Origin of the sequence: Faecalicatena fissicatena, assembly GCF_016900595.1 — a bacterium.
Taxonomy (GTDB): Bacteria; Bacillota; Clostridia; order Lachnospirales; family Lachnospiraceae; genus Claveliimonas; species Claveliimonas intestinigallinarum.
The window spans coordinates 1-1,635 of record NZ_JACLYY010000033.1; the positions used below are offsets into that span (position 1 = coordinate 1).

The 1,635-nt window shown below is 42.1% G+C and carries 1 protein-coding gene; it reads left to right on the forward strand.

Translation table 11 applies throughout. The features are described 5' to 3' along the window. Positions 1–108 precede the first annotated feature (108 nt). Positions 109–1,605, forward strand: coding sequence for an IS1182 family transposase (locus H7U36_RS14985; protein ID WP_083582474.1), 1,497 nt, complete (start codon positions 109–111; stop codon positions 1,603–1,605). Positions 1,606–1,635 lie beyond the last annotated feature (30 nt).

Consider the following 1,635-nt stretch of genomic DNA (forward strand, 5'->3'; position numbering starts at 1 on the left):
AATGATCCTTCCGGTTTTTATCAAGAAAAATCCCCTACTTATCAACTCTAAAGTTAAGCGGTACGTTCCCTGCACATGGTATAATTATCCTATAAGGAGGTTCCGCTTATGATGACAAGAGATGCCGATAAAAAAAGAGAACAAATGATGATGTTCAGCATGGATGACATGGTGCCAAAGGATCACATGCTCCGAAAGATTGACCGGGCAATTGACTGGAACTTTATTTACGATCTTGTAGAAGACAAGTATTGTGCAGATAACGGAAGGCCGAGCATGGATCCGGTGATGCTGATCAAAATCCCTTTTATCCAGTATCTCTATGGGATTAAAAGTATGCGCCAGACGATAAAAGAAATCGAAGTGAATGTAGCTTATCGTTGGTTTCTCGGTCTGGATATGTTGGATCCAGTTCCTCACTTTTCTACTTTTGGGAAAAACTATACCCGACGTTTTAAGGATACGGAACTGTTTGAACAGATCTTTTCCCATATCCTCGAACAATGTATGAAGTTTCATCTGGTAGATACATCTACCGTGTTTGTGGATTCTACCCATGTAAAAGCCTGTGCTAACAGCAAAAAGATGAGAAAGAGGATTGCATCTCAAGAAGCTCTATGGTATGAGGAGGAGTTAAAAAAAGAAATCAATGAAGACCGTAAAAATCACGGAAAGAAACCTTTAAAAGAAAAAAAGGATGATTCGAATACACCTCCCACAGCGGGCGACGGCACTTCTGGTGAAAGCGGTTCTTCAGACGAAATCCCGGAAGGAGCCAAAACGCAAAAATGCAGTACTTCAGATCCGGAAAGCGGCTGGTTCCGAAAAGGCGAACATAAACATGTTTTTGCATACAGCATAGAGACTGCATGTGACAAGCACGGGTGGATCTTAGATTATACTGTGCATCCAGGGAATGAACATGACAGCAGGACATGGAAGCCTTTGTACGACAAATTGAAAGACCTGGATATGGAGATGATGGTATTGGATGCCGGATATAAGACTCCAGCAATAGCCCGAGAATTGTTAAAAGACGGGATACAGCCCCTGTTTCCGTATAAAAGGCCCATGACAAAAGATGGATTCTTCAAGAAATATGAGTATGTCTACGATGAGTACTATGACTGCTATATCTGTCCGGCGGATCAGATCCTTACTTATCAGACGACGAACCGGGAGGGTTACAAAGAATACAAGAGCGATAAAAGCATCTGTAAAAACTGTCCTTACCTTTCCAAATGTACAGAAAGCAAAGAGCATGAAAAAACGATCTCCCGCCACATTTGGGAAGAGTATCTGGAAACCAGCGAGGACATCCGTCATACTCTGGGGAATAAAGAAATTTACATGCTGAGAAAAGAGACTATTGAAAGATTGTTTGGAAGTGCAAAAGAACAGCATGGATTTCGATACACACAATATATCGGCAACGCCCGAATGAGAATGAAAGCCGGGCTGACCTTTGCGTGCATGAATCTGAAAAAGCTGGCAAAGATTCTGGATGTAAGGGAAAGGCAGGACAAAAAATCAGGATGCTTTTTTATCCTTTATAAGAAAATATGGGAGTTGGCATTTTGGCAAAAAGAGTGGTGCTGGAGCTAGGGCTCCAGCACCACCTTTGTCTACAGTCTG

What these genes read in the sequence shown, in the direction of transcription:
- H7U36_RS14985 (WP_083582474.1), top strand. Translation starts at nt 109, where the DNA reads ATGATGACAAGAGATGCCGATAAAAAAAGAGAACAAATGATGATGTTC.